An 18,764-nucleotide genomic window follows, 5' to 3' on the forward strand; every position below is an offset into this window, starting at 1 on the left:
CCTGCTCAACGCCGGAAGAGCCCGGGGAGTGTCCCGTTTGCCGGAGTTCTCAGCGACTTATCAGCCGGGCACCACCGTGACCTGCGGCTGGAGCACGCGGTCGAAGCCCACGAATCTTCGCGCGCCCGCCATCGGCACCGCCAGCACGGTGTGCGCGACCGCGCTGGAGGGGCCGATGTGCAGCTCCACCGGACCGGTGTCGACGAGGCGGTCGCCGGCCCGGCCGGTGAACGACGTGAGGTCCGCGTGCAGGTCCAGGTGCACCACCCGGGTCGCCCCGGGTGGGAGCGCCACGCGCGGCGCGGCGATCAGCTGGCGCAGCGGGCGCGCGACCTCGGCGACCGGGTCGTGGAGGTAGACCTGGACGACCTCCGACGTCTCCGTGTCATGGGGGTTGCGCAGGGTGACGCTCACCCGGCATGTGCCGTCCGTCGGCCACGTGGCTGCGCCGGTGACCGAGACCCACGTCGCCGGGTGGTAGGCGAGGCCGTGGCCGAACGGGAACACAGGCGTGGGGTCGATCGAGCTGACGTCGCTGCGCGCGGCCAGTGCCGCGCCGAGGTAGGTCGAGGGCTGGGTCGTCCCGGCGGCGGGGAAGCTCACCGGCAGGCGGCCCGACGGCTCGACCCGGCCGGTCAGCACTCCGGCGAGCGCCGCCGCGCCTTCTTCGCCCGGGTAGAACCCGCACACGACGGCCGCCAGGCGGCCGACCTGGCGCGACAGCTCGTAGGGCCGTCCGGACAGCAGCACCAGCACGACCGGTGTGCCCGTCGCCAGCACCGCTTCGAGCAGCTCCTCCTGCCGGCCCGGCAGCCGCAGATCGGCAGCGTCGCAGCCTTCGCCGGACGTCCCGCCGCCGAACAGGCCCGCGCGGTCGCCGAGCACGGCGACGCAGACGTCCGCCGCCGCGGCCGCCTCGACGGCGGCGGCGAGCTCCTCATCCGTCCCGTCGGTGACGCCGCAGCCGCGGGCGAAGGTGACGTCGAACGACTCGCTCAGCGCCTCGGCGACCGTCGGCACGTCGAGCCCGATCGGCACGCCCGGGTGGTGCACGCCGACGTGCATCGGGAACGAATAGCAGCCGAGCATCGCGCCCGGCTCGTCCGCGCGCGGGCCCACGACCGCCAGCCGGACACCGGAACGCAGCGGCAGCGCTCCGGTGTTCGACAGCAGCACCACCGACCGCTCCGCGAGCTCCCGCGCGAGCGCGCGGGACTCCGCGTCGTCCAGCGCCGTCACGGCCGGATGTGGTGACCACTCGGGATCCAGCAGGCCCAGCTCGAACTTCTGCGTCAGCACGCGGTGCAGCGCGCGGTCCACGAGGGACTCCTCGACGCTGCCGTCCGCCAGCGCGGCCACGAGCGGCGCACCGTAGCAGTCCACTGTGGGCAATTCCACGTCGACGCCCGCGGTGAGCGCCTGGCGCGCCGCGTCCGCCGGTCCGGTCGCGACGTGGTGCAGGGTGTGCAGGAACGCCACGGAGAAGTAGTCGGCCACCACGGTGCCGGTGAACCCGTAGCGCTCGCGCAGCAGGGTGGTCAGCAGTCCGGGGTCCGCCGCGGCGGGCAGCCCGTCGAGGTCGGTGTAGGAGTTCATCACCGAGCGCGCCCCGGCGCGCAGCGCGTGCTCGAACGGGGGCAGCAGCACGTCGGCGAACTCGCGCGGCCCGATCGCCACCGGCGCGAGATTGCGCCCGGCTTTCGACGCCGAGTAGCCCGCGAAGTGCTTGAGCGTCGCGACGATCCCGGCGGACTCGAGCCCGGCGACGTAGGCCGCGCCGATGGTGCCCACGAGGTAGGGGTCCTCGCCGATGGTCTCCTCGACGCGGCCCCAGCGCAGATCCCGCGCCACGTCGAGCACCGGCGCCAGGCCCTGGTGCACGCCGAGCGCCCGCATGGTCCGCCCGATGCGGGAAGCCATGCGCCGCACCAGGTCCGGGTCGAAGCTCGCGCCCCAGCACAGCGGGGCCGGGTACACCGTCGCCTGCCACGCCGCCAGACCGGTGAGGCATTCCTCGTGCACCACGGCGGGGATGCCGAAGCGCCCGCGCGCCACGATCTCCTCCTGCGTCCGCGCGAGCCCGCGCGCGCCGATCTCCGGGTCGACCGGCCGCGTGCCGAACGCGCGGGTCAGCTGCCCGACGCCGTGCGGCACGAGCGCGTCCCAGTCGGGCGGATCCTGCGCGAAGTCGTGCTGGTGCGGCGCGACTTCACCACCGGAGTCCATGCCGACCCAGATCCCGGACAGCTGAGCCACCTTCTCCCGCACGGACAGGCGCGCCACGAGGTCGCGCACCCGCTCGGCGACGGGCAGCCGCGGGTCGCGCCACGGTTCCCCCGCGGCCTCGGCGGGCTGGGTGGTCTCGGTGGTCACGAGCGGGCTCGCGGCGCGGCGCTCGACGAGCGCACCACCAGTTTCGTGTCGAGCACCACGGGCTCACGCTCCTCGGGTCCGCCGTTCATGAGTCCGATGAGGACGGTGATCGCGCGGTGGCCCATCTCGCGGATGGGCTGCTCCACCGTGGTGAGCGGGGGAGTGCACAGCGCCGATTCGGGGATGTTGTCGAAGCCGACCACGGACACGTCGTCCGGCACGCGCAGGCCCAGTGCCGAAGCGGCTTCCAGTGTGGCAATGGCGGAGGTGTCGTTGGCGGCGAACACCGCCGTCGGCCGGTCGGGGCGCGTCAGCAGTTCGCGTGCCGACGCCGCGGCGAGCTCCCCGTCGTAATCCCCGGCCACGACCAGGGTCTCGTCCACCTCCACGCCGGCCGCGGCCAGGGCGTGCCGGTAGCCGGTCTCGCGCAGCTGCGCCGACTGCAGGTCCGGCCGGCCCGCGAGCAGCGCGATCCGCCTGTGCCCGAGCCCGAGCAGGTGTTCGGTCGCCAGCTGCGCGCCGCGCAGGTTGTCGGAGACGATCGCCGGCAACGGCGAGCGCCCGGTGTGCGGATCCACGGCGACGACGGGAGTTCCGGGCAGGCCTTCGAGTTCGGCCGCGGGGGTCACGAGCACCGCGCCGTCGACGAGCGTGCCGCTCAGCCGGGACAGGTACCGGCGTTCCCAGCCCTCCGGGTCGCCGGTGCGCCCGCCGGCGGAGTACACGACGAGCTCGAACCCGGTGCCGCGGATCGCGTCCGCCGCGCCCTTGAGCAGCTCGGTGCTGAACGGTTCGAGGTCGGCCACGAGGATGCCGATCACGTTGGTCTTGTGGTTGCGCAGGCTCTGCGCCACGAGGCTTGCCTCGTACCCCAGCTCGTCGATCACGGCGCGGACCCGCGCGAACGTGTCGGCGGCGACACCGTAGCGCTGGTTGATCACCTTGGACACCGTCGCGACGGACACTCCGGCGTGGGCGGCGACGTCACGGATCGTGACACGGGAACGAGGCTGCACCGGGCCAGCCTAGCGATGTAAAACGTTATCGACAACGATTGACACGGGAATTTCGGGCGCGCAGACTCTTCGCCATCCCGGGCGCCGTCACGCCCCGTCCAACTCGGCCGAAGTCGTCAGGAGTGGATCCGCCATGCGTCCCAGCCGGAAATCCCCCGTCGCCGCCCTCGTCGTGGCAGCCGCGCTCGTGCTCTCCGCGTGCGGGGGAGGTGGCGACGGCGGGCCGGCCGCCGCGTCGGGACCGGTCACGCTGACCTGGTGGCACAACGGCACGGCGGAGCCTGTGCGGTCCTTGTGGCAGCAGGTCGCCGACGCCTACCACAAGGCGCATCCCGACGTGTCGTTCACGGTGCAGCCGATCCAGAACGAAGAGTTCACCACCAAGGTGCCGCTGGCGCTGCAGTCGAGCACGCCGCCGGATCTCTACCAGCAGTGGGGCGGCGGGGACGAGGCTTCACAGGTCGATTCGGGCCGTGTGGCCGATCTGACGTCGTCGGTACAGAGCTGGATCGGCAACCTCGGCCAGACCACGCAGGGCTGGCAGGTCGGCGGGAAGCAGTACGGCGTGCCGTACGTCCAGCACGTCGTCGGGTTCTGGTACCGGAAGGACCTTTTCGCGCAGGCCGGGATCACGGCCCCGCCGACGACCATGGCGGACTTCACCGCGGCCGTCGGCAAGCTGAAGGCCGCCGGGGTCGCGCCCATCGCGCTCGGGGGCAAGGACCGCTGGCCCGATGCCTTCTACTACGACTACTTCGCCGTGCGCGCGTGCTCCACGCAGGTGCTCAAGGACGAGATCTCCGCCGGCAAGCTGCAGAACCCGTGCTGGGTCAAGGCGGGCCGGGACCTGCAGGGCTTCCTCGCCACCCAGCCGTTCCAGACCGGGTTCAACGGCACGCCGGCGCAGCAGGGCGCGGGCAGCTCGGCCGGCCTCGTCGCCAACGGCAAGGCCGCGATGGAGCTGCAGGGCGACTGGGAACCGAGCACGATGTCCTCGCTCACCGACGACAAGGAGCTGGACGGCAAGCTCGGCTGGTTCCCGTTCCCGTCGGTGCCCGGCGGCGCGGGCGACCCCGCGGCGCTGCTCGGCGGCGGTGACGGGTTCTCGTGCACGACTCGCGCGGTGGCCGCGTGCGCCGGGTTCCTGCAGTACCTCACGAGCACGCCGGTGCAGAAGAAGATCGCCGAAGCCGGCTCGGGCCTGCCGGTGAACGCCGAGGCCGTGGCGTCGTTGAAGAGCGAGTCGCTCAAGGCCGTGGCCGAGCAGACGCGCAAGGCGTCGTACGTGCAGATGTACTTCGACCGCGCGTTCCCCACGGCTGTCGGGCAGGCGCTCAACGACGCCGTCGCGAACCTGTTCGCGGGGCAGGGCAACCCGGAAACGGTGGTGCAGGCCGTGAACCAGGCCGCCACCGGGAACAAGTGATGGCGGCTCCGGCGCCGCCCCGGCCGCGCTCGCGGACCGTCCACAGTGCCCCCCGGCGCCCCGCGCGGCGCCGGGGCCGCACCCGGCTCGAGCTCGTGCTGCTGCTCGGCCCGGCGCTGACGCTGTTCACGGGGTTCGTGCTGGTGCCCATCGGCATTGCGCTCTACTACAGCTTCTACTCCTGGAACGGGTTCGGCCCGCTCACGGACTTCGTGGGGTTCCAGAACTACGCCGACGTGTTCGGTGGCGCGGTCTTCCGCGGCGCGATCGGCCACAACGTGATCCTGGCCGTGCTCTCGATCGTGGTCCAGCTGCCGCTGAGCATCGGCATCGCGCTGCTGCTGGACCGCAAGCTCAAGGGCCGCACGTTCCTGCGGATGGTCGTGTTCGCGCCGTACGTGCTGTCGGAGGCGATCACGGCCGTCATCTGGGTGCTCATGCTGCAGCCAGGAGGATTCGTCGACGAGATCCTGCGCGGCGCCGGGCTCGGTGGGCTCGTGCACCAGTGGCTCGCCGATCCGCGGATCGTGCTGTACACGCTGTTCGTGGTGATGACGTGGAAGTACCTCGGCTTCGGCGTCATCCTGCTGCTCGCGGGTCTGCAGGGGGTGCCGCCGGAGCTGCGCGAAGCCGCCGCGCTCGACGGCGCGACCGCGTGGCAGACCACGCGCCACGTGGTGCTGCCGCTGCTCGGCCCCACGATCCGGATCTGGGTGTTCCTGAGCGTCATCGGTTCGCTGCAGCTGTTCGACCTCGTGTGGATCATGACGCTCGGCGGCCCGGCCAACGCGTCGGCCACGATGGCCAGCTACCTGGTGGACCACGGGTTCAAACGCTACGAGTTCGGCTTCGGCAGCGCGGTCGCCGTGGTGCTGTTCGCCATCTGCTTCGTGTTCGCCTTGCTGTACCAAAGGTTCGCGCTTCGGCGCGACACCGCCGGTGCCCTGACCCGGGCGGTGAGCTGACGTGGCGGGCCGGCGCTGGGGCCTGGTCGCCGGTTACACGGCCGGGGTCGTCGTCGTGGTCGTCACGGTGGTGCCGCTGCTGTTCGTGGTGCTCGGCGGCTTCCGCACCAACGGGCAGCTCAACCGCGATCCGGCGGGCCTGCCGGGGCCGTGGGTGTGGGACAACTACCGCAGCGTGCTCACCTCGTCCGGCTTCTGGCGTTTCCTCGGCAACAGCGCGCTGATCGCGGTGGTGGCGACGGCGCTGGCCGTGGGGCTGGGTTCGATGGCTGCGTTCGCTTTGTCCCGCTACGCCTTCAAGGGCCGCGAAGCCGCGTATGTCCTGTTCACCCTCGGGCTACTGTTCCCGCTGGGGGTGGCGACGCTGCCGCTGTACTTGTGGTTGCGCCAGCTCGGACTGCTGGAGAACCCGCTGGGCGTCGCGATCCCGGAGGCCGCGTTCTCCCTGCCGGTCACGATCGTGATCCTGCGGCCGTTCATGCACGCCGTGCCCGGGGAACTCGAGGACGCCGCGGTGCTCGACGGTGCGAGCCGGCTCGGGTTCTTCTGGCGGATCATGCTGCCGCTCTCGGCGCCCGCGCTCACCACCGTCGCGGTGCTCGCGTTCGTGACGAGCTGGAACGCCTACCTGCTGCCGCTGCTGGTGTTCAACGACAGCACGCACTTCACGCTGCCGCTGGGCGTGGCGACGTTCCAGTCGCAGTATTCGCAGGACACGGCGCGAGTGCTCGCGTTCACGGCGCTGTCGATGGTGCCGGCGCTCGGGTTCTTCGTGGTGGCGCAACGGCGGATCGTGGGTGGGCTGACCGGGTCGGTCAAGGGCTGATCGCTTGCCCCGCCGCACCGGGTGCGGTGGAGTGGGGGAAAGACCATCGGCTCCGGGAGGCGTGGTTCACGTGGGCGAAGGGCAGGGTGGCCGGCGCAGCGCGGCGTGGTTCGGTGCGTCGGGGCGGGCGGGGATGATCCACCGCTCGTGGATGCGGTCGCAGGGGTTCGGCCCGGACGTGTTCGACGGGCGGCCGGTGATCGGCATCGCGACGAGCGCGTCGGAGCTCGCACCGTGCAACGTCCACCTCACCCGGGTGGCCGAGGCGGTGAAGCGCGGCGTCTGGCAGGCCGGCGGGTTCCCGTTGATGTTCCCGACCATGGCCACGGGCGAAACGCTCATGCGGCCCACCGCGATGCTCTACCGCAACCTCATGGCGATGGAGGTCGAGGAGCTCATCCGCGCCAACCCGCTCGACGGTGTGGTGCTGCTGTCCGGCTGTGACAAGACGACGCCCGCGATGCTGATGGGCGCGGCGAGTGTCGACCTGCCCGCGGTGATGGTGACCGGCGGCCCGATGCTCAACGGCAAGTTCCGAGGTGAGGACGTCGGGTCCGGCACGCACGTGTGGAAGTTCGAGGAAGAGCTCAAGGCCGGGCGCATGAGCCAGGAGGAGTGCTTCTTCGCCGAAGGTTGCATGGCGCGCTCGAACGGGCACTGCATGACCATGGGCACGGCGTCGACCATGGCGTGCCTCGCCGAGGCGCTCGGCATGCAACTGCCCGGCTCGGCGACCTGGCCGGCCGTCGACGCGCGCCGGTTCGAGACTGCGCAGGCGGCAGGGCAGCGGATCGTGGCGATGGTGGAGGAGCAGCTGCGGCCGTCGGCGATCCTCACGCGCGAGGCGTTCGAGAACGCGATCCGCGTGAACGCGGCCATCGGCGGCTCGACCAACGCGATCATCCACCTGCTCGCGCTCGCGGGCCGCGTCGGCGTGCCGCTGGCGATGGCGGACTTCGACGCGCTTGGCCGCGAGGTGCCGACGCTCGTGAACCTCATGCCGTCGGGGAAGTTCCTGATGGAGGACTTCTGCTACGCGGGCGGCCTGCCCGTGGTCGTGCGGCGGCTGGCCGCAGCCGGGCTGTTGCAGCAGAACACGGTCACCGTGACGGGGAAGTCGCTGGCGGACAACGTGTCCGACGCCGAGTGCTGGAACGACGAGGTGATCACCGAGGTCGCCGATCCGTTCCAGCCGGCGGGGACCGGAACCGCCGTGCTCACCGGGAACCTCGCGCCGGACGGGGCGGTGCTCAAGCAGTCGGCCGCGTCGCCGGAGCTGCTCACGCACACCGGTCCGGCGCTCGTGTTCGACACCGCCGAGGACTACCACCGCGTCGCGGACGACCCGGACCTCGACGTCACCGCCGACACCGTGCTGGTGATCCGCGGCGCCGGGCCGAAGGGCTACCCGGGCATGCCGGAGGTGGCCAACGTGCCGCTGCCGGCGAAGCTGCTCAAGGACGGCGTCTCCGACCTCGTCCGCATCTGCGACGGCCGCATGTCCGGCACCGGCTACGGCACGGTCGTGCTGCACGTGAGCCCGGAGTCCGCCGCGGGCGGCCCGCTCGCGCTGGTGCGGACCGGCGACCGGATCACACTCGACACGCCCGCCCGTTCGTTGACGCTCCACGTCTCGGACGAGGAGCTGGCCGCGCGCCGGGCCGCGTGGCAGCCGCCGGAATCGCCGTACGTCAGCGGGTACACGTGGCTCTACACGCACCACGTGACGCAGGCCCACCAGGGCGCGGATTTCGATTTCCTGCACGGTTCCCGCGGCCCGGGTGTGCCGCGCGATTCGCACTGAGGGGCCGGGATGACTTCGCTGGTCAAGACGGCGGCGGGCTGGGGCGTGGCCGGGGTGTCGGGCACCGGGCTCCTGCCGCCGGGCACAACGTTGGGCTCGTTGCTCGAATTGCCGGCGGTGGAGCTGACGGCGCGGGTGGCCGCCGTTCCGCTGGGGTCCGCTTCGCCGGGGGCACCACTCGCGCCGGTCGACGACGACACCGAGGTGTGGGCGGCGGGCGTGACGTACGAGGTGTCGCGCGAGGCCCGCATGGAAGAGAGCGGCGACGCGGCGATCTACGCCCGCGTGTACGACGCCGAGCGGCCGGAACTGTTCTTCAAGAGCATCGGCCGGCGGGTGCGCGGGCCGGGTGAGGTGATCGGCGTCCGGGAGGACTCGACGTGGGACGTGCCCGAGCCAGAACTGGCGGTGGTGGCCAACGCGCTGGGCGAGATCGTCGGGTACACCGTGGTGAACGACGTCAGCTCCCGCAGCATCGAAGGCGAGAACCCGCTGTACCTCCCGCAGGCCAAGATGTACCGCGGTTCGTGCGCGGCAGGCCCGTCGATCGTGCTCGCCTCCGCCGTGCCCGATCCGTACGCACTGGCGATCTCGGTCCGCATCGACCGCGGCGGCGCCCCGCTGTGGTCCGGCCAGACCACCACCGCGCGCCTGCACCGCAAACTGCCGGACCTGGTCGCCTCCCTCTACCGCGGCGACCGCTACCCGCGCGGCGTCGTGCTCGCCACCGGCACGTCCGCCGTCCCGGGCCCCGACGTGACCCTGCAGGACGGCGACGAGGTCACCATCACCATCGACGGCATCGGCACCCTCCACAACCCCGTTCGGAGGGGGTTGTTCCCCTAGCCGCTGGGGCTGGTGCCGTCGCAAAGCCGTCGAGCAACCCCGGGAGGAACGCCGGCTCGAGGCTGCCCCGCCGGCCATCACCCTCCGCCGGACGGCGTCCGGCGCCCCGCGCCCGGTCCGCGGCCGCCGAAGACGACACAGTGCGGATGAGGGCCGAATCCGTGGCCGAACCCGCGGGCCGAGCCGGTCGTCGGGCGGAGTGGCGCTACTCCCCGATGTTGGTGAGGGTGCCAATGACGTAGCGCATGTCGCCCATGCGCATGCCGTCGTCCTCGAGGGGTGGAAGGTGGTTGGCGGCGAGGAGGTCCCGGATGCTGGTTCCGGTCAGCGTCCAGCCGAGGTCGGTGAGGTAGGGAGCCGCTTCGTTGCGCGCGCCGAAATAGCGCAGCCGCGTCATGTCGGTGTCGAAGTTCTGCGCACGCCAGTGTTCGGAGATCCGGTCCAGGCTTTCCTTTGTCGTGTCTTCGTCGCCCGGTCGCGGATTGGGCCTGTTTTCCGTGGCCACCCGGCTGCCCGGCGCGCTGAGTTCGGTGATGGTGTCCAGCAAGCGATCCTGTGCCTCGGGCGGCAGGTAGCCCAGCAGGCCTTCGGCGCTCCACGCGGTCGGCCGGGCCGGGTCGAAGCCCGCGGTGCGCAACGCGGCGGGCCAGTCGTCGCGCAGGTCGACCGCGGCCACCCGCCGGTCGGCGGTGGGGGTGGCGCCCAGCTCGGCCAGGGCACGGGTCTTGAATTCGACGACCTGCGGCTGGTCGAGCTCGTACACCACGGTCCCGGCCGGCCAGGGCAGCCGGTACGCGCGGGAATCCAGTCCCGAGGCCAGGATCACGGCCTGCGTGAGGCCCGCGTTGGTCGCGTCGAGGAAGAACTCGTCGTAGAACTTGGTCCGGACCTTGGCCAGGTCGATCCACACGTGCCCGACCAAATCGCCGGGGGCCTCTTCGCCCGTCGCCAGCCGGGTGAGCAGGTCGACGCCGACCGCCCGCACGAGCGGTTCGGCGAACGGGTCGTCGATGAGCGAACGATCCTCGCGGGTCGCGATCGCCCGGGCCGCCGCGGCCATGGTGGCGGTCGCGCCGACGCTGGACGCCAGGTCCCAGGTGTCTCCGTCGCGCCTGGTGGATTCCACGTGCTGCCCCTCTTTCCGTGAACCTCGGTCGTGTTCGGGAAAGGGCATACCACCCGGACGATGCGGTCACCCCACGGGCCTGGCACCGTCAGCGGTCACGCCGTGGTGCCCGGCCGGCCTCGGTCACCCGTCGGCGGTGGTGCGGGTGAACCACGCGGCCAGCGCGGACCGGGGGCGGACGCCGAGTTTGGCGCGGATGCGTTCGAGGTGGGTGGCGACCGTGCGCGGGGCGATGCCGAGGCGGCGCGCGATCTGCTGGTTGGTCAGGCCGTCGGTGACGAGGGCGGCGACGGTCTGCTCCTGGGGTGTCAGCCGGTCGTGGCCGGTGGCGTGGAAGTGCTCACTCGCGTCGAGGGAATGGGCGACGGCGGCGGCGAGGGAGACGCGCGTGCCGGCGCGGGTGGCGGCGCGGGCGCGGCGGGGGTCGAGAGCAGTGGCCGCGGTGGCGGCGGCCGAGCGGACGCGGTGGCGCCACGCGGGTTCCGCCACGGCGTCCAGGCCGCGGCGGACGGCGTCGGCGCAGGCGAACAGGCCCAGCGCGCGCTCGTGGTCGCCGCGGGTGGTCAGGACGATGGCGACGCCCTCGGTGAAGTAGGGCACCTTGAGGCCGTCGGTGGGGGCGGTGACGAGGAGGGCCTCCACGAACCGGGCTTCGGCCGTCGCGTGGTCGCCGGCGGCGAGGGCGGCGGTGCCGGCGGTGTGCAGCACGCTCGCGAGCCGACCGGGGGTCGCGTGCGCACGTGCGAGCGGGAGGCCTTCGCCGAGCAGTTCCTGCGCCTCGGTGAGGTCGCCTGATTCCACGGCGGCCCACGCGAGGTCGTTGAGCAGCACCGAGAGCACGGCCGGGTCACCGAGCTCGCGGGCGAGCGACAGCGCAGCGCGGTAGTGCCCGTCCGCCTGCGCCGGCGAGCCGGAAGCGCGGTGCCCGGCCGCGAGGAGGTCGTGGAGCGATGCGATGCGTGCCGGACGGTCCAGTGTGGACTCCAGCGCCAGTGCGTCCGCACCGATGCGCAATTGCTCGCCGAAGCGGCCGGCGCGGTGCAAAGCTTTGCACAGCGCCGCTTGCAGCGACGCGGTGAGGTCCGGCCGATCGGCGACGTGCGGGAGCGCGGCGCGCACGAGCCGTTCGCTCTCTTCGAGGTGGCGCCCGAGCGCCAGCCACGCCCGGGCGAGCCCGCAGGCCGGCACGGCGAGCCGCGCGTCGCCACGCGCGGTGAGCCAGCCGATCGCCGCCAGCACGTGGTCGGCCCGCGCGACGAGCCGCCGGCACAGGCCCTCAGGCAGGAGGAACGCCGGCAGGTGCGGTTCGACCTGCGCCACGAGGTGGGCCGCGAGCGCCTCGAACGCGGCGTCCGTGTTCCCTTCGGCGTCGAGCTGCTCGCGCGCGAACGCACGGCCCCCCGCCCACAGTCGCAGGTAGGTCGTGCCGTCGGCGGCGGGCTCAGGCACGAGCAGCGACTCCGTCACCAGCCGGTCCAGCACACCGGGACCGGCGCCGAGGACGGCCGCCAGCTCGGCGTCGAACGGCCCGGGCAGCACCGCCAGCCGGTGCCACGCCGCGCGTTCGGACGGGGCGAGCCGCCGCTGGTCGCGTTCGAGATCCGCGCGCACGGACCGCTCGCCGGGCGCGAGGTCGAGCGCCGTCGTGAGGCCTTCGGACGCGCCGGCCGGACCGAGCAGGCGCACGCGCGGCGCGGCCAGCTCGAGCGCGGCGGGGACGCCTTCGAGGACGCGGCACAAGTCCGTGACGTCGGCGGGACCGACGGCGAAGAACGGGTTGAGCAGGCGGATCCGGTCCAGAAGCAGCCGCGCTGCGTCGGCAGAAGCGAGGCCACGCAGCGGAAGCACCTGCTCGCCCTCGACGCCGAGCAGGCTGCGGCTCGTGGCCACGATCCGCACCTCCGGTCTTTCGCCCAGCAGCCGCCTGACCAGCTCTGACGTGGCACCGGGCCGGTGGTCGCAACCGTCCAGAACGACGAGGTCGGCGTCCGGCGGCACTGGCGGATCCACAATGGACACATCGAGCACGGGTGCGGTGAGCTCGGCCGCGAGCCGGGTCTTGCCGATGCCACCCGGGCCGGTGATCGTGACGAGCCGGTGGCGGGTGAGCAGCCGGCGAAGCGTCGCGAGCTCTACGCGCCGCCCGATGCAGCCCGGGCCGGGCCGCGTGGTCCGGACCCGGCGCCGGTACGCGCGCTGCCGGCACGCGCCGGAGCAGTACCGCGGGCGCCGCCCGCCCTGTTTTCCCGGCCCAGGGGACAGTGGGGCACCGCAGCTGAGGCACAACACGCCGGCAGCCTAGAGCGAGACGTAACGTCGGCTGATCGCGCTGCAACTGCGGTTTCGTAACGCCCGGCCGTGCTGCCGACTGGGCCAGGGCCGTTCGCCTGCCTAAGTTGGTTTCACATATCTGCCAGATATTCAGATACATGAACGGAGTTGCGGTGCTGCCTCCTTCACGGTCCCGTTCCCGGCTGGGCCGGTTCTCCCTCGTCCTCGCCACCGTCACCGGCCTGCTCGCGACCACCGCGGGCGCGGCCGGCGCCTCGCCTGCGCCGCAGCAGCCGGTGTCGGTGTGCTCGCTGCCGATCGTGTCCCTCGCGTGCCAACCCGGCACCGTCGTCCTCGACGGCGCCCGGCTCACGAAGAACCGCGTCGGGCTGCTGCTCGGTGACGCAACACTGCGCACGTCCCTCGGCGACCTGCTCGATCAGGCCGACGCAGCCCTGGCCAAGGGCCCGTGGACGGTCGTCGACAAGGATCGCGTGCCCCCGAGCGGCGACAAACACGACTACCTGAGCCTCGCGCCGTACTGGTGGCCGAGCCAGCCGGCGACCGCCGACAACCCGCAGGGCTGCCCGTACGTGCAGCGCGACGGCGTGCTCAACCCCGAGACCACCGCCGTGCCCGACAAAGCCGAGCGGCTCACGGCGTTCAGCTCGATCTACCAGCTCTCCCTCGCCTGGTTCTACACGCGCAAGCCGGAGTACGCGCAGCGCGCCGCGCGCGACCTGCGCACGTGGTTCCTCGACACGGCCACGAAGATGAACCCGAACCTGAACTTCGCGCAGGGCATCCCGTGCAAGAACGACGGCCGCGGGATCGGCATCATCGAGTTCGCCTACACCTTCACGCAGGTGCTCGACGCCGCGCAGATCCTGAGCACGGGCGCGCCCGGCTGGTCGAAGAGCGACGCGAAGGGGATGCAGGGCTGGTCGGCCGACTTCCTGGCCTGGCTGCGCACGAGCCAGAACGGCAAGGACGAAGCCGCCGAGACCAACAACCACGGCTCGTTCTACGACATGCTCACCGCCGGCATCGCGCTCTACACCGGCGACAAGGCGCTGGCCAAGCAGATCGTGCTGACCGCCGAGAAGACGCGCCTGGACCACCAGATCGCCGCCGACGGCAGCCAGCCCGAGGAGTCGACGCGCACGCGCAGCTTCCACTACCACACGTTCAACCTCGTCGCGCTCACCCGGCTCGCGCAGATCGGCCGCCACGTCGGCGTCGACCTGTGGAGCTACCACACCCCGGAGGGTGGCAGCCTCTTCAAGGCCGTCGACCACCTCCTGCCCGCCGCGACGGGCGGTGCGTCGCAATGGCCGCTGCCGGACCTGAACTTCCTGCAATACGCGGCCCTCGACAGCGTCCACGCCGCCGCCGACGCCGGTGACGCCCAGGCGCGCGCAGCCCTGCCCCACATCCCGGCCCCGCCGGGCGGCGACCTGTACCCGGTTCGCCCGGCCGCCGAACAGCTCGACGACATCTCGGTCACCGGCTGACCGGGCGCTCGACGGTCCGATCGTGCTCGGGCCATGGAGCGGGCGCGGGTGCCGGTGGTGCCGGGACCGTCCGACGTGCGTCGGCCGGTGGGGGACGTGGCCTCGGGCCGCGTCCCCGTCTTGTCGCGCCGAGTCGGTCTTGCTATCGGACTCTGCTCGTGGGAACTCGAGTGGGAAAGTCCTGCTGACGGAGGCTTTCCGTGACCGAGCTACCGCGCAAATTCGCCGCCCACCCGTCGGTGCGGGCTGTGCTGGAGCGGGGCGTCCCCCAGCGGCCCGGGGCGATCGACGCGGCGTGGCTGCGGGAGCTGGCGCTGGCGGCGGGGGGCCGACGACGTCGCGGCGGTGTCGCTCGACCACGCCGACCTGGCGGGGGAGCGCCCGCACGTGCTCTCGGCCCTGCCCGGCACGCGCAGTCTCGTCTCGCTGGTCGTGCGCATGAACCGCGACAACCTGCGCACGCCCGCGCGCAGCGTCGCGAACCAGGAGTTCCACCGCAGCGGCGAGATCATCAACGAAGCGGCCCGCACGATCACCCGCGCGCTGCAGGACGCCGGCCACCGCGCGCTCAACCCGGCGGCCACGTTCCCGATGGAGAAGGACCGCTTCCCCGGCCGGATCTGGGTCGGGGCGCACAAGACCGTCGCGGCGGCGGCCGGGCTCGGGGTGATGGGCTTGCACCGCAACGTGATCCACCCGAAGTTCGGCAACTTCGTCCTGCTCGCGACGCTGCTGGTCGACGCCGAGGTGACCGAATACGGCGAAGCCCTGGACTACAATCCCTGCGTGGAGTGCAAGCTGTGCGTGGCCGCGTGCCCCGTCGGCGCGACCGCCAAGACCGGCGAGTTCGACTGGGCCGCGTGCTCCACGCACAACTACCGCGAGTTCATGGGCGGATTCACCGGGTGGGTCGAGACCGTGGCCGACAGCGGTGACGGCGCCGAGTTCCGGTCGCGCGTCACGGATTCCGAGAACGCGTCGATGTGGCAGAGCCTGTCCTTCAAGGCCAACTACAAGGCGGCCTACTGCATGGCGGTGTGCCCGGCGGGGGAGGAAGTGCTCGGACCGTACCTGCAGGACCGCCGGGAATTCATGCGCACGCTGCTGCGGCCGTTGCAGGACAAGGAGGAGACGGTGTACGTCACCAGTGGCTCGGCCGCCCAGTCCCATGTGGAGCGCCGGTTCCCGCACAAGACAGTGAAGGAGGTCCGCGGCCGCAAACCCTGAGTTCGCCCGGACGCGCGGGCGGTTCACGGCCCGGCGCGTGCGAAGGCGTGGAACGATTTTCGGCGGAACCGTCGGAATGTGAAGGGAAACCGCGCGTGGGCGAGACCAGCCGGGTCGGCGAGGCGAGCCGGAAGGTGACGTTCGTCCTGCCGCCGGACGCCCCACCGGGCCGGTCAGCGTCATCGGCGTCATCGGCGTCATCGGCGACTGGCAACCGGGACGGCACGAACCGCGCAAGCGCTCCAACGGCACCCGTTCCCCGCCGTCGAAGTCCGCTCCGGCGCCGGGCTCCGCTTCCGCTACCTCGCCGACGGTAGCCGTTGACTCGACCTGCGCCCGCGACGGTCGCAGCCGCGTGTTCGTCGCCGACTGACCGGCGCGTCCCGAGTTTTCGAACGTGTGCTCCACAACACCGTTGTTGTGGAGCACGTTCCGTTATTCTCGCCTTTCGTGCCCAGACCCCGGATCCACGATCCAGAACGGCTGCTCGACGTCGCCGAGCGGCTCGTGGCCGAGCGCGGCCCTGAGGAGGTCACCGTGCGCGCGCTCGCACTCGAGGCGGGGGTGCCGAACAGCACGATCTACCACAGCTTCGGCTCGCTGCCCGCGCTCGTCGGGCGCGCCTGGCTGCGCGGCGCCACCCACTTCCTCGACGTGCAGGAGAACCTGGTCGACGAGGCGCTGGCCGGCGATGGGCCGATCGCGGCCGTCGTCGCCGCGGCCGATGCGCCCGCCGTGGTCGCGGGGCTGCGGCCCGACGCGGCGCGCCTGATGATCACCGTCTCACCCGACCGCGTGCTCGGCCCGCAGCTGCCCGCCGAGGTGGTCGAAGCCCTGCACGCGCTGGACAAACGAATGGTGCGCCTGCTCGTCCGCCTCGCCCGTGAGCTGTGGCAGCGCGGTGACGGCGCGGCCGTCGAGGTCATCACCGCGTGTGTCGTGGACCTGCCGACCGCGCTGTTGCGCCGCGAGCTGGTCGAAGGGCGCGTCGGCGAGGGCAGCCGCCGCCGGCTCGCTGCCGCGGTGCGCGCCGTCCTCGCACTCCCGCCGCCGAAACGGCGTCCGTCCCGTACCGGAAGAAGCACCTGAACCGCCCACGACAAGGACTTCGCGATGCCGACCCTCACGCGCCACGACGCCGTTTCGGTTCTCGACTTCGGTGCCGACGAGAACCGCTTCTCGCCCAGGTGGCTGGAGGAGGTGAACACGCACCTCGACACCGTCGTCGCCGGCACGGCGCCGGCCGCGCTGGTGACGACCGGCGGTGGCAAGTTCTACTCCGACGGCCTCGACCTCGAGTGGCTCACGGACCACGGCGGCGACGAGGCCGCCAAGTACGTGACTTCGGTTCACGAGCTGCTCGCTCGAGTGCTCGCGCTGCCGGTGCCCACGGTCGCCGCCGTGAACGGGCACGCCTTCGGCGCCGGCGCGATGCCGGCGATGGCCCACGACTTCCGCGTGATGCGCACCGATCGCGGCTTCTTCTGCTTCCCCGAAGCCGACCTCAACTTCCCGTTCACGCCCGGCATGGCCGCGCTCATCCAGGCCAAGCTCACGCCGGCCGCCGCGGTCGCGTCGATGACCACCGCACGCCGCTTCGGCGGCCCGCAGGCCCGGGACCTGGGCCTGGTCGACGCGACGGCCGACGAAGCCGCGCTGCGGTCCACCGCGGTCGAGGTCGTCGGCCGCTCGCCGGCAAGGACCGCGCGACGCTCGGCGCGATCTAGTCGACCATGTTCGCGCCGGCGCTGACGGCCCTTCGGAGCTGATCCGGTACCCTGGTGCCCGGGTGCGGTGGTGGGGCTCGCCGCCCGGGACGCCGGACCACGGGGTTCCCGGACAACCGCAGTTACCACTGCCAACAGTCCCTACTCGAGCCGAGGGCACCGCTGTGCTCACCCTGGAGTAGGAGACTTGTGCCCGAATCACCTGACCCGCGGGCGGTTTCCGGCCGTCGTCGGCCACCCGCACGCTGGATCGCACTGCGTGAACACGCGCCGGTGCTCGCCGTGATCGCCCTCGGCGGCGCCCTCGGTGCCGTCGCCCGCTACGGCCTCGCCGTACTGCTGCCAACCCAGCCAGGGCACTTTCCGCTGGCAACCTTCCTGACCAACGTGTCCGGCTGCTTCCTCATCGGCATCCTCATGGTCGCCGTCACCGAAGCGTGGACCGCGCACCGGCTGGTGCGGCCGTTCCTCGGCATCGGGATCCTCGGGGGCTACACCACGTTCTCGACCTACACCGTCGAAATCCGGGGGCTCCTGGACGCGGGTGAGGCCGACGTCGCGCTCGGCTACCTCGCGGCCACGCTCGTGGCGGCGTTGCCCGCCGTGGCACTGGGGATGGCGCTCGCGCGGTTGGCTTTCGTCCGGCGCGAGCGGGCGGTCCGGCCGTGACGGTCCTGCTCGTGATCGCCGGCGCGATCGTCGGCGCGCCGCTGCGCTACCTCACCGACCGGTTCGTGCAGGCGCGCCACGGCAGCCCCTTCCCGTGGGGCACCTTCGTCGTCAACCTCACGGGGTGCCTGATCCTCGGCGGGCTCGCCGGCGCCGGCTCCGCGTTGCCCACGGCCGTGTCGCTGCTCGCCGGCACCGGTTTCTGCGGGGCGCTCACGACGTACAGCACGTTCGGCTACGAGACCGTGCGCTTGCTCGAACGGCGCGCGTACTGGCCCGCGGTGGGCAACATCGCGCTGAGCGTCGTGGCGGGCGTGGGGGCCGCGGCGCTCGGGTACGCAGTGGTCCACGCCCTCGTCGGCTGAAGCGCGTCAGGACGCCAGGTCGGCGTACACGACGATGTTGTCCACGTAGCTGTGCTCGGCGTGGTCGAACACGCCGCCGCAGGTGATCAGCCGCAGCTCCGGTTTGGTGCTGTTGCCGTAGACCGCGTCCTCGGGGAACTGGTCCTTCGGCACCTGCGTGACACGCGCGACGGTGAACTTCAGCTTCTTGCCGTCGCTGCGGTCGATGTCCACTTCGTCACCGGGGACGAGGTCCTTCAGCCGGTAGAAGATGCCCGGCTTCTTGTCCCCGTCCACGTGACCCAGCACCACGGCCGGCCCGACCTCGCCGGGCACCGGGGACAGGCGGTACCACGCGGCCTGCATCGGCGTCTTCACCGACGGCACGGAGATCTTGCCCTGCAGGTTCACCGCGACCGAGACGAGGCTCGACTGCGCGCCGATCTTCGGGATCGACACCTCCGTCGGGCGCAGGCCCTTGAACGGTTTGGTGACCGGCACGCTCGCGGGCACCGGTTTCGGCGCCGCGGCCGGGGCCGGGTCGCCCGACGAGCCGCAGCCGGCCACCACGACCGCCAGCGCGAGCGTGGCGGCGGCCGTGGCGGCGCGGCGAAACTTGGTCGTCATCGG

General features: G+C 72.2%; 15 protein-coding genes and 1 pseudogene. 11 read left to right on the forward strand and 5 right to left on the reverse strand.

The features are described from left to right. Nucleotides 1-60 precede the first annotated feature (60 nt). Both I6J71_RS15910 and I6J71_RS15915 read right to left on the reverse strand, forming a co-directional pair. Nucleotides 61-2,373 carry a beta-glucosidase gene (locus I6J71_RS15910; RefSeq protein WP_204095414.1) on the reverse strand — a complete coding sequence of 771 codons (2,313 nt, stop codon included), beginning with the start codon at nucleotides 2,371-2,373 and terminating at the stop codon, nucleotides 61-63. Then, nucleotides 2,370-3,389, reverse strand: a complete 1,020-nt coding sequence (locus I6J71_RS15915) for a LacI family DNA-binding transcriptional regulator (protein ID WP_204095415.1) — start codon at nucleotides 3,387-3,389, stop codon at nucleotides 2,370-2,372. Before I6J71_RS15915 ends, I6J71_RS15910 begins: the two co-directional genes overlap by 4 nt. 133 nt (nucleotides 3,390-3,522) lie before the next feature. On the opposite strand from I6J71_RS15915, the gene I6J71_RS15920 reads away from it, so the two are divergent. The 5 genes from I6J71_RS15920 to I6J71_RS15940 all read left to right on the forward strand — a co-directional run bounded on the left by I6J71_RS15920 (nucleotide 3,523) and on the right by I6J71_RS15940 (nucleotide 9,256). Further along, the gene (locus I6J71_RS15920; RefSeq protein ID WP_204095416.1) at nucleotides 3,523-4,815 is read left to right on the forward strand and encodes an extracellular solute-binding protein; all 1,293 of its coding nucleotides are present in this window, start codon (nucleotides 3,523-3,525) and stop codon (nucleotides 4,813-4,815) included. Beyond that, nucleotides 4,815-5,780 (forward strand): carbohydrate ABC transporter permease, encoded by a 966-nt coding sequence (locus I6J71_RS15925; RefSeq protein WP_204095417.1) that lies wholly within the window; start codon nucleotides 4,815-4,817, stop codon nucleotides 5,778-5,780. The genes I6J71_RS15920 and I6J71_RS15925 overlap by 1 nt, the downstream gene beginning before the upstream one ends. A gap of 1 nt (nucleotide 5,781) precedes the next feature. Further along, nucleotides 5,782-6,606, forward strand: coding sequence for a carbohydrate ABC transporter permease (locus I6J71_RS15930; protein ID WP_204095418.1), 825 nt, complete (start codon nucleotides 5,782-5,784; stop codon nucleotides 6,604-6,606). 133 nt (nucleotides 6,607-6,739) lie between these two features. Further along, nucleotides 6,740-8,410, forward strand: a complete 1,671-nt coding sequence (locus I6J71_RS15935) for an IlvD/Edd family dehydratase (RefSeq protein ID WP_239155370.1) — start codon at nucleotides 6,740-6,742, stop codon at nucleotides 8,408-8,410. A 9-nt stretch (nucleotides 8,411-8,419) separates the two neighbouring features. Continuing rightward, nucleotides 8,420-9,256, forward strand: a complete 837-nt coding sequence (locus I6J71_RS15940) for a fumarylacetoacetate hydrolase family protein (protein WP_204095420.1) — start codon at nucleotides 8,420-8,422, stop codon at nucleotides 9,254-9,256. A 205-nt stretch (nucleotides 9,257-9,461) separates the two neighbouring features. Here the strand turns inward: I6J71_RS15940 and I6J71_RS15945 are convergent, their stop codons facing one another. Both I6J71_RS15945 and I6J71_RS15950 read right to left on the reverse strand, forming a co-directional pair. Beyond that, on the reverse strand, nucleotides 9,462-10,382 hold the full coding sequence (locus tag I6J71_RS15945; protein WP_204095421.1) for a class I SAM-dependent methyltransferase: 921 nt from the start codon (nucleotides 10,380-10,382) through the stop codon (nucleotides 9,462-9,464). Nucleotides 10,383-10,505: 123 nt separating this feature from the next. Then, nucleotides 10,506-12,671 carry a LuxR C-terminal-related transcriptional regulator gene (locus I6J71_RS15950; RefSeq protein WP_204095422.1) on the reverse strand — a complete coding sequence of 722 codons (2,166 nt, stop codon included), beginning with the start codon at nucleotides 12,669-12,671 and terminating at the stop codon, nucleotides 10,506-10,508. Nucleotides 12,672-12,811: 140 nt separating this feature from the next. Here I6J71_RS15950 and I6J71_RS15955 point away from each other — a divergent pair, with 140 nt between their 5' ends. The 6 genes and pseudogenes from I6J71_RS15955 (at nucleotide 12,812) to crcB (I6J71_RS15980) (ending at nucleotide 18,155) form a co-directional block, all read left to right on the forward strand. Next, complete coding sequence (locus I6J71_RS15955; protein ID WP_239154890.1) at nucleotides 12,812-14,167, forward strand: alginate lyase family protein; 1,356 nt, start codon at nucleotides 12,812-12,814, stop codon at nucleotides 14,165-14,167. Between the two features lie 345 nt (nucleotides 14,168-14,512). Then, on the forward strand, nucleotides 14,513-15,394 hold the full coding sequence (locus tag I6J71_RS15960) for a (4Fe-4S)-binding protein (RefSeq protein ID WP_239154892.1): 882 nt from the start codon (nucleotides 14,513-14,515) through the stop codon (nucleotides 15,392-15,394). Nucleotides 15,395-15,844: 450 nt separating this feature from the next. After that, a complete protein-coding gene (locus tag I6J71_RS15965; RefSeq protein WP_204095423.1) occupies nucleotides 15,845-16,483 on the forward strand; it encodes a TetR/AcrR family transcriptional regulator in 639 nt (212 codons plus the stop codon). 24 nt (nucleotides 16,484-16,507) lie between these two features. After that, nucleotides 16,508-17,121 (forward strand): annotated as a pseudogene (locus I6J71_RS15970) (enoyl-CoA hydratase/isomerase family protein). 189 nt (nucleotides 17,122-17,310) lie between these two features. Next, complete coding sequence (gene crcB / locus I6J71_RS15975) at nucleotides 17,311-17,790, forward strand: fluoride efflux transporter CrcB (RefSeq protein WP_370542150.1); 480 nt, start codon at nucleotides 17,311-17,313, stop codon at nucleotides 17,788-17,790. Then, nucleotides 17,787-18,155 carry a fluoride efflux transporter CrcB gene (crcB, locus tag I6J71_RS15980; protein ID WP_204095424.1) on the forward strand — a complete coding sequence of 123 codons (369 nt, stop codon included), beginning with the start codon at nucleotides 17,787-17,789 and terminating at the stop codon, nucleotides 18,153-18,155. Before crcB (I6J71_RS15975) ends, crcB (I6J71_RS15980) begins: the two co-directional genes overlap by 4 nt. Before the next feature lie 6 nt (nucleotides 18,156-18,161). Here crcB (I6J71_RS15980) and I6J71_RS15985 read toward each other — a convergent pair whose 3' ends face one another. Then, entirely contained in the window at nucleotides 18,162-18,761 is a 600-nt protein-coding gene (locus I6J71_RS15985; protein WP_204095425.1) for a class F sortase, read from the reverse strand. Between the last annotated feature and the right edge of the window lie 3 nt (nucleotides 18,762-18,764).

Origin of the sequence: Amycolatopsis sp. FDAARGOS 1241 (assembly GCF_016889705.1) — a bacterium.
Taxonomy (GTDB): Bacteria; Actinomycetota; Actinomycetes; order Mycobacteriales; family Pseudonocardiaceae; genus Amycolatopsis.

Bases quoted from the DNA above. Each gene is read 5' to 3' on its own strand.
- I6J71_RS15940 (WP_204095420.1), top strand. From the start codon at position 8,420: ATGACTTCGCTGGTCAAGACGGCGGCGGGCTGGGGCGTGGCCGGGGTG.
- I6J71_RS15920 (WP_204095416.1), top strand. From the start codon at position 3,523: ATGCGTCCCAGCCGGAAATCCCCCGTCGCCGCCCTCGTCGTGGCAGCC.
- I6J71_RS15955 (WP_239154890.1), top strand. From the start codon at position 12,812: ATGAACGGAGTTGCGGTGCTGCCTCCTTCACGGTCCCGTTCCCGGCTG.
- I6J71_RS15985 (WP_204095425.1), bottom strand. From the start codon at position 18,761: ATGACGACCAAGTTTCGCCGCGCCGCCACGGCCGCCGCCACGCTCGCG.
- I6J71_RS15925 (WP_204095417.1), top strand. From the start codon at position 4,815: ATGGCGGCTCCGGCGCCGCCCCGGCCGCGCTCGCGGACCGTCCACAGT.
- I6J71_RS15935 (WP_239155370.1), top strand. From the start codon at position 6,740: ATGATCCACCGCTCGTGGATGCGGTCGCAGGGGTTCGGCCCGGACGTG.